The organism is Saccharomonospora iraqiensis subsp. iraqiensis (assembly GCF_000430445.1).
Taxonomy (GTDB): Bacteria; Actinomycetota; Actinomycetes; order Mycobacteriales; family Pseudonocardiaceae; genus Saccharomonospora; species Saccharomonospora iraqiensis.
The window spans coordinates 139,041-147,233 of sequence record NZ_KE387040.1 but is presented as its reverse complement, the minus strand read 5'-3'; the positions used below and the strand labels follow the sequence as shown (position 1 = coordinate 147,233).

Here is an 8,193-nt window from a genome sequence, read left to right as displayed (position 1 = left end):
GACCCCGTGTCACGGCGCGACCCGCCAGAGTGCCTCCAACGGCAGCGCGCGGATCCGGTCGCCGAACGGCAGGGTCTGTCGCCCCGTGTACAGCACGTAGCCCGCGACGAACCGCTCACCCAACCGGTCGGCGAGGTGCCGCAGTCCGCGGACGTCCTCGGCGCGGACGGTGGAACCGGCCTTGACCTCGACCGCGACGACCCGTCCGTCCGGGGTCTCCACGACCACGTCGACCTCGACCTTGTCCTTCGTCCGGTAGTGGTACAACGTGCCGCGTTCGGTGGACCAGGTGAGCTGCCGGGAGAGCTCACCCACCACGAAGTTCTCCACCATCGGCCCGGCGGCCCCTCCCGGATCGGCGAGCCGGTTCGCGTCCTGACCGAGCAGATGGCAGGCGATCCCGGTGTCGACGAACGCGAGTTTCGGTGTCCCCACGGCGCGGTGGGTCCCGCCCGGCGCCCACGCGGGGATGGATTTGATGAGGAAGACCGAGGACAACAGGTCCAGGTAGCGTGTGAGAGTGGTCCTGGGGATCCCGCTCTCCCCGGCCAACGCCCCCGGTACCAGCAGTCCACCCGCGCGTCCGGCCAACAGCCGCAGGAGGGTGTGGAGATCGCGGCGACGTTCGATCTCGGCCAGTTCGAGCACGTCGCGCTCGATCAGGGTGGACAGGTACGAGTCGAAGAACGCGGCACGTCGGCGTCGGGTCCGCCGGACCGCCTCGGGGAAACCACCGACCGTGATGCGCTCCAGATAGTCCCGGCGACGCAGCTCCGAGGTGTACTCGAGGTCGGCACCGTGACCGAAGGCGGCGTCAATGAACGCGTCCGCACCGTCACTGATCTCCCCCTGGGAGAACGGCCACAGCTCGAGAATCTCCATCCGCCCCGGCAGGGCGTCCGGAAGTGCCCGTAACGCGAGGATGCGCGACGAGCCGGTGAGCAAAAACCGGCCGGGAGTCGGGTCGAGGTCCACTGTCAGCTTGATCGGTCGCAGCAACTCCGGGGCGAGCTGGATCTCATCGATGACCATGAGCCCGGGATGCTCGACGAAGCCGGTCGGATCGAGTCGCGCCGCCTCCAGCGTCGCCGGATCGTCGAGAGGACGCAGGACCGGGTCCCCGGCCCGGGAGGCGGCCAGCCGGGTGAGCGTGCTCTTGCCTGCCTGCCGGGCGCCGTTCACGAGGACGACCCGGGTGTCCGTCAGCGCTTCGGTGACCAGCGATTCGGCTCGACGCGGGAGCAGGTCCTGTGGATGTGGCACAACCGCCAGTATGCCCGAACATCCGCGCCCCGTGGTCACCTGGCCGCCGGTCCCGTGGTCACCTGGCCGCCGGTCCCGTGGTCACCTGGCCGCTCGACATCCGTCGACGCGGCCGTCCGCCGTCGTGTCCCCTCCTACCGGGGCGGTCCTCAGCTCTCGGCCGCGAGCTGACCGCAGGCCGCGGCGATCTCCTGGCCCCGCGTGTCGCGCACCGTGCAGGGCACGCCGCCCTCGTTGACGCGGCGGACGAACTCACGCTCCACCGGCTTCGGGGAGGCGTCCCACTCACTGCCCGGGGTCGGGTTCAGGGGGATGACATTGACGTGCGCCAGGTGGCCCAGATGCGTGCGCAGCCGCTCGGCCAGCAGGTCCGCGCGCCAGGGATGGTCGTTGCGGTCCCGGATCAGCGCGTACTCGATGGAGACCCGCCTGCCCGTGGTGTCGGCGTAGTGGCGGGCCGCGTCCAGCACCTCGGCCACCGGCCAGCGGTTGTTCACCGGGACCAGCTCGTCGCGCAGTTCGTCGTCCGGCGCGTGCAGCGACACCGCCAGCCGCACCTGCATACGCTCGGCGGCCAGCTTCCGGATCGCCGGGGCGAGCCCGACGGTCGACACCGTGACCGACCGTTGGGAGATCCCCAACCCGGCCGGTGCCGGGTCGGTGATCCGCCGCACCGCGTCGACCACCCTGCGGTAGTTGGCCAGCGGCTCGCCCATGCCCATGAACACGATGTTCGACAGTCGTCCCGGGGCGGGCGCGCCGTCGGGGCCGGGCATCTCGCCGTCCCGCATCACGGCGGCGGCGGCACGGACCTGGTCGACGATCTCCGCCGTGGACAGGTTGCGGTCCAGCCCGCCCTGCCCCGTCGCGCAGAACGGACAGGCCATCCCGCAGCCCGCCTGGCTGGAGATGCACAACGTCGCCCGATCCGGGTAGCGCATCAGCACGCTCTCCAGCATGGTGCCGTCGTGTGCGCGCCACAGCGTCTTCCGGGTGCTCCCGCCGTCGCAGTCCACCGCGCGGACCTGCGTCAACAGCGAGGGCATCAGCTCGTCCACGAGCCGCTGCCGCGACGCCGCCGGGATGTCGGTCATGGCCTCCGGATCGACCGTCAGCCGGGAGAAATAGTGGTGCGACAGTTGCTTCGCGCGGAAGGGCTTCTCCCCGAGCGCGGCGACCGCCTCGGCACGTCCGGCCGTGTCGAGATCGGCCAGGTGCCTGCTCGGCAGACCTTTGCGGGGGGCGTCGAAGACGAGGGGCAATGCAGTCATGGCTCCGCCATTGTCCCACGTCAGCCTCACCGTGGTCGCGTGGTCCCCTGCCACGCGCCCGACCGGCCGGTCGGGCCACCCTCGGTCGGGATCTCGCGAAAACGGGCGCGACGGCCCCCCGTGCGGGGCTAGACTCCGGCTTTCCGCCGTGTCATCCGCCCTCGTCCGGGAGGTGGTCCGTGTGTCCCACGGGAGCCCGTCGACACCGGCGACGTCCGTCCCCCCGCCGGGAACACCGTGCTGGGTCGAACTGGCCGCCGTGGACGAGCCCACGGCACGCCGGTTCTACGGGGAACTGTTCGGCTGGGACTTCCACGTCAAACGCGACCCGGTCGCGACCAACCGTCGCTACACCCTCGCGCTGCGGGACGGGATCGAGGTCGCCGGGCTGTACCAGGCGGCTCCCGGGCAGCCGACCGGCTGGTCGGTACACCTGTCCGTGGTGAACGCCGCGAGCAGCGTGGGCTGGGTCGAACACCTCGGCGGAACGGTCCGGCTCGGGCCGGTGGACATCCCGGACCGGGGCACGGTCCTGCACGCCACCGACCCGGCCGGGACACCGGTGGTCCTGTGGCAACCGCCGGAGGGCTGGTCGCTGGGCTCCGGGATCCCCGGCACGCTCAGCGGCGTCGACCTCAACACCCCGGACGCGGAGAGCACGGACGGCTTCTACCGCCGACTGTTCGCCTTCACCAGTGAACAGATCGGGCGGGACGGCATCGACTACGCGGAGTGGCGACTCGGGCCGCGCGCCGTTCTGTACCGCTGTGTCCTCGACCCGGAGCCGGGTCCGCCGACGGCACCGCACTGGATGACCTACTTCGCGGTCGAGCCGGCACGCGGCGCGGACGCGACCGCGGGACACGCGATGATGCTCGGCGGGGACGTGATCACCGAGCCCTACGACACCCAGTCCGGCCGCACGGCCACCCTGGCCGATCCGGACGGGGCACTGTTCTCGGTGACCGACCACTCCCGGCCGGTCGATCTCGGTGTCGGTCGTTCGGAGGTCGACGACCCCCACGGCGATTGAGCGACCGACCCCGTTCTCCGACGGCGGGCGCCGTCACACGGGGACGAACGCGCTGAGCAACAGCCAGGACACCACCGCCGACGGCAGCAGCGAGTCGAGCCGGTCCATCAGGCCGCCGTGCCCCGGAAGGAGGGTGCCCATGTCCTTGATGCCCAGGTCCCGCTTGATCAGCGACTCCATCAGATCGCCCAACGTCGCGGAGAGCACCACCGCGGCACCGAACAGCACGCCCTGCCAGGCCTGCCCGTCCAGCAGCAGGGTCAGCGACAGCGCGCCGCCCGCCACACCGGTGGTCAGCGACCCACTGAACCCTTCCCAGGTCTTCTTCGGGCTGATCGACGGGGCCATCGGGTGCCGGCCGCGCAACACACCGGCGATGTAGCCGCCGGTGTCGGACGCCACGACCACGATGAGGAAGGAGAGCACCCGGCCGACCCCGTCGTCGGGGGGCACGAGCATGGCGGCGAACGCCGCGAACAACGGCAGGTAGGCCGCCGCGAACACCGAGGCGGCGACGTCGCGCAGATAGCCGGACGCGCCGCCGCGCAGTCGCCACAGCAGGCAGGTGAGCACCGTCAGCACGAACGCGGTCACCGCGCCGGCCCGGCCGTAGGGCCAGGCGAGCCAGATCATGGCCTGGCCGCCCACCAGCACCGGGACGAGCGCGATCCGGATGCCCACCGAGCGGCGCAGCGCCCCCGCGAGTTCGACGGTTCCCACGGCGATGGCGGCGGCGATGATGCCGATGAACAGGTACCGGACCGTGAACAGCGACCCGAGGATCGCCGCGCCGAGCGCCACCCCGACCGCGATGGCGGCGGGCAGGTCGCGCCCCGCCCGGGACGTCCTGCCCCCGGTTCCGGACCCGCCCTCCCCGGACGGTTCGTCCGGAGGGTCGTCGCGCGTGGATCCGCCGTTCGACCCGCCGGGCACCGAGGGATCCCCGTCCGAGGCCTGGTCGTCGCTCACCGTCGGCATCAGACCTCGAGGAGTTCGGATTCCTTGTGCTTGACGAGCTCCTCGACCTGATGGACGTACTTGTCCGTCAGGTTCTGCAGCTCCTTCTCCGCACGGGCGACGTCGTCCTCACCGGCCTCGCCGTCCTTGGCGATCCGGTCCAGCTCCTCCTTGGCCTTGCGGCGCACGCTGCGGATGGAGATCTTGCCCTCTTCGCCCTTGCTCTTGGCGACCTTGACCATCTCCTTCCGCCGCTCCTCGGTGAGCTGCGGGATCACCACCCGGATGACGGTGCCGTCGTTGCTCGGGTTCACACCCAGGTCGGAATCCCGGATCGCCCGCTCGACCGCACCGAGCTGGGACGTGTCGTAGGGCTTGATCACGGCCATCCGGGCTTCCGGGATGTTGACGCTCGCGAGCTGGTTGAGCGGGGTCGGCACGCCGTAGTACTCGACGTGGATGCGGGCGAACATGCTCGGGGAGGCCCTGCCGGTGCGCACCGACGTCAGATCCTCCTTGGCGACGGACACCGCTTTCTCCATCTTCTCCTCGGCATCGAGGAGGGTCTCGTCGATCACGACTGCTCCAGGTGTGTGGGGGTACTGACCAGTGTCCCGATCCTCTCACCACTGACCGCCCGGGCGATGTTGCCCTCGGTGAGAAGGTTGAACACGATGATCGGCATGTTGTTGTCCATGCACAGGCTGAAGGCCGTCGCATCGGCGACCTTGAGCCCCTGTTCGATCACCTCGCGATGGCGGATCTGGTCGAACAGCATCGCGTCGGGGTCGTTCTTCGGGTCGGCGTTGAACACGCCGTCGACCGCCTTGGCCATGAGCACCACGTCGCAACTGATCTCGAGGGCACGTTGCGCGGCCGCGGTGTCGGTCGAGAAGTAGGGCATCCCGGTACCCGCACCGAAGATCACGACGCGCCCCTTCTCCAGGTGCCGTTCGGCCCTGCGGGGCACGTAGGGCTCGGCGACCTGCCCCATCGTGATCGCGGACTGGACCCGGGTGGGAATGCCCTCCTTCTCCATGAAGTCCTGCAGGGCCAGCGAGTTCATCACCGTGCCCAGCATCGCCATGTAGTCGGCCCGGTCGCGGTCCATGCCGCGCTGGGACAACTCGGCGCCGCGGAAGAAGTTCCCCCCACCGATCACGACGGCCACCTGGACCCCGGTGCGCACGACATCGGCGATCTGGGCGGCCACCGAGTGCACCACGTCCGGGTCGACACCCAGCGAGCCACCGCCGAACATCTCGCCGCCCAGCTTGAGCAACACCCGCCGGTAACCGTGTCCGGGCCTGCCGGTGCCGTCCGTGTCCATCTCGCCTCCGCGCTCTCCTGCCGCCGGTACGCCGTCCGCGCCGTCCGTTCCCGTGCCCGGCCGGGCCGTGGATACCCGGCCGGTCCCGTCGACCCGCCCGGCGGGGTGGGCCGACGGGACGATTCTCCCGCCTGTCTCACGGCTGTGCCCCGCCTCCTGACCTGGCGGGAGACGGGGCACGGGTGCCGGTCGCCGGTCAGGCCTGGCCGACCTCGAACCGGACGAACCTCGTGACGGTCACGCCCGCCTCGTCGAGCAGGTTCTGCACCGTCTTCTTGTTGTCGGTCACCGACGGCTGCTCCAGCAGCACGGTGTCCTTGTAGAAGGCGTTGACCTTGCCCTCGATGATCTTCGGGAGCGCCTGCTCCGGCTTGCCCTCCTCGCGGGCGGTCTGCTCCGCGATGCGCTTCTCGTTCTCCACGAGTTCGGACGGCACGTCGTCGCGCGTGAGGTACTGCGGCTTGAGCGCCGCCACCTGCAGGGCCGCGTTCCGGGCGGCCTCGGCGTCGTCGCCGGTGTACTCCACCAGCACGCCGACCGCGGGCGGCAGGCCCGAGCCCCGACGGTGCAGGTAGGTGCTCACCTGCCCGTCGAAGGCCGCGACCCGGCGCAGCTCCAGCTTCTCGCCGATCTTCGCGGACAGTTCCTGGATCGCCTCGGCGACGGTCCCGCCGTTCAGCTCGGCGTTGCGGAGCTGCTCCACGTCGTTCGTGCGCTGGGCCTTCGCCACGTCCACGATCCTGTCGGCCAGCGTCAGGAACTCGTCGTTCTTGGCGACGAAGTCGGTCTCCGAGTTGAGCTCGACGAGCACGCCGCCGTCACCGGCCACCACGCCCTCGGCGGTGGCCCGCTCGGCACGCTTGCCGACGTCCTTCGCACCCTTGATGCGCAGGAACTCGACGGCCTTGTCGAAGTCGCCCTCGGACTCCTCCAGCGCCTTCTTGCAGTCCATCATCCCCGAGCCGGTGAGCTCGCGGAGGCGCTTGACGTCTGCCGCGGTGTAATTCGCCATTGTCAGTAAGTCTTTCCGTTCCTTCGTACGGTCTTCTGGCAGAGGAATCAGGACGCGGTCGTCTGCTCGCTCGACTGCTCCGCGGGCTGCTCACCGGACTGCTGGGCGGCGCCCTCCGAGCCCGCGAGCAGCTCCTGCTCCCACTCGGGGAGCGGCTCGTCCGTCGCGACCCCGGCCTCGGGCTTCTCCTCGCCCTCGGGAGCGGAGCCGTTGCGGCCGGAGCGCGCCATCAGACCCGCGGCGGAGGCCTCGGCGACGATCTTGGTCAACAGTGCGGCCGACCGGATGGCGTCGTCGTTGCCCGGGATCGGGTAGTCGACCTCGTCCGGGTCGCAGTTCGTGTCCAGGATCGCCACCACCGGGATACCCAGCTTGCGGGCCTCGTCGACGGCGATGTGCTCCTTCTTGGTGTCGACGATCCACACGGCGCTCGGCACCTTGGACATGTCGCGGATACCGCCGAGGGTCCGCTCCAGCTTGTCCTTCTCCCGGGTCAGGGTGAGGATCTCGCGCTTGGTCAGGCCCTGGAACCCGCCGGTCTGCTCCTGCGCCTCCAGCTCCTTGAGCCGCTGCAGACGGCGGTGCACGGTCTGGAAGTTGGTCAGCATGCCACCGAGCCAACGCTGGTTGACGAACGGCATGCCCACCCGGAGGGCCTCCTGGGAGATGGCCTCCTGCGCCTGCTTCTTCGTGCCGACGAACAGGATCGTGCCGCCGTGGGCGACGGTCTCCTTGACGAACTCGAAGGCGCGGTCGATGTAGGACAGCGTCTTCTGCAGGTCGATGATGTAGATGCCGTTGCGCTCGGTGAGGATGTAGCGCTTCATCTTCGGATTCCAGCGGCGGGTCTGGTGCCCGAAGTGCACGCCGGAATCGAGCAGCTGCTTCATGGTGACGACGGCCATGGCCGGATTCGCACCTCTTCTGTGTTGAGCGCGCCGGGCGCGGGGCCCGACGACGCGGTGGCCGGTTGTCGCGGGGGCCGGGTGGCCCACCGCCCTGGTGCCGTGCGGACGCCCGGACCCCACGGTGTCGGCCACCGTGGAGACCGCCGGGCACCCTGTCCCGTGCCGGGGATCCGGACACCGGTCCGCGGGTGGGACAGCACGTGCACGCGAAGTCGACCCGTACGCACACAGGTCGCGTCCCGGATTGTACGCCGACGCCCGGTGGCCCTCGACCCGCGGGCGGCACCACCCGGGAACCGTCCCCACCCGTCCGTGTCACGTCCCCACCTGTCCACAGTTCGCGGCCCGTCCGGCACGAGCCGCACGCACCGTCCCGCCGCGCCCGGCACCCTGGACCGATGCGACGAGACGGACGGAAC

Annotated in this window: 8 protein-coding genes; 1 reads left to right on the top strand and 7 read right to left on the bottom strand. The window is 70.4% G+C overall.

The window, feature by feature from the left end; translation table 11 throughout:
* Window positions 1-9 precede the first annotated feature (9 nt).
* Both ACTIR_RS0102745 and rlmN read right to left on the bottom strand, forming a co-directional pair.
* Window positions 10-1,263: an ATP-binding protein gene (locus ACTIR_RS0102745; RefSeq protein WP_052583688.1), complete on the bottom strand. Its 1,254-nt coding sequence runs from the start codon at window positions 1,261-1,263 to the stop codon at window positions 10-12.
* Window positions 1,264-1,412: 149 nt separating this feature from the next.
* Window positions 1,413-2,534, bottom strand: coding sequence for a dual-specificity RNA methyltransferase RlmN (gene rlmN, locus ACTIR_RS0102740; RefSeq protein WP_026453137.1), 1,122 nt, complete (start codon window positions 2,532-2,534; stop codon window positions 1,413-1,415).
* A gap of 181 nt (window positions 2,535-2,715) precedes the next feature.
* Here rlmN and ACTIR_RS0102735 point away from each other — a divergent pair, with 181 nt between their 5' ends.
* On the top strand, window positions 2,716-3,567 hold the full coding sequence (locus ACTIR_RS0102735) for a VOC family protein (protein WP_026453136.1): 852 nt from the start codon (window positions 2,716-2,718) through the stop codon (window positions 3,565-3,567).
* A gap of 33 nt (window positions 3,568-3,600) precedes the next feature.
* Here the strand turns inward: ACTIR_RS0102735 and ACTIR_RS0102730 are convergent, their stop codons facing one another.
* The 5 genes from ACTIR_RS0102730 to rpsB all read right to left on the bottom strand — a co-directional run bounded on the left by ACTIR_RS0102730 (window position 3,601) and on the right by rpsB (window position 7,771).
* The gene (locus ACTIR_RS0102730) at window positions 3,601-4,545 is read right to left on the bottom strand and encodes a phosphatidate cytidylyltransferase (protein WP_026453135.1); all 945 of its coding nucleotides are present in this window, start codon (window positions 4,543-4,545) and stop codon (window positions 3,601-3,603) included.
* On the bottom strand, window positions 4,545-5,102 hold the full coding sequence (gene frr / locus ACTIR_RS0102725) for a ribosome recycling factor (RefSeq protein ID WP_007024105.1): 558 nt from the start codon (window positions 5,100-5,102) through the stop codon (window positions 4,545-4,547). The genes ACTIR_RS0102730 and frr overlap by 1 nt, the downstream gene beginning before the upstream one ends.
* On the bottom strand, window positions 5,099-5,854 hold the full coding sequence (pyrH, locus tag ACTIR_RS0102720; RefSeq protein ID WP_007024106.1) for a UMP kinase: 756 nt from the start codon (window positions 5,852-5,854) through the stop codon (window positions 5,099-5,101). The genes frr and pyrH overlap by 4 nt, the downstream gene beginning before the upstream one ends.
* 196 nt (window positions 5,855-6,050) lie before the next feature.
* On the bottom strand, window positions 6,051-6,866 hold the full coding sequence (tsf, locus tag ACTIR_RS0102715) for a translation elongation factor Ts (protein ID WP_026453134.1): 816 nt from the start codon (window positions 6,864-6,866) through the stop codon (window positions 6,051-6,053).
* Window positions 6,867-6,913: 47 nt separating this feature from the next.
* On the bottom strand, window positions 6,914-7,771 hold the full coding sequence (rpsB, locus tag ACTIR_RS0102710) for a 30S ribosomal protein S2 (RefSeq protein WP_026453133.1): 858 nt from the start codon (window positions 7,769-7,771) through the stop codon (window positions 6,914-6,916).
* Window positions 7,772-8,193: the final 422 nt, after the last annotated feature.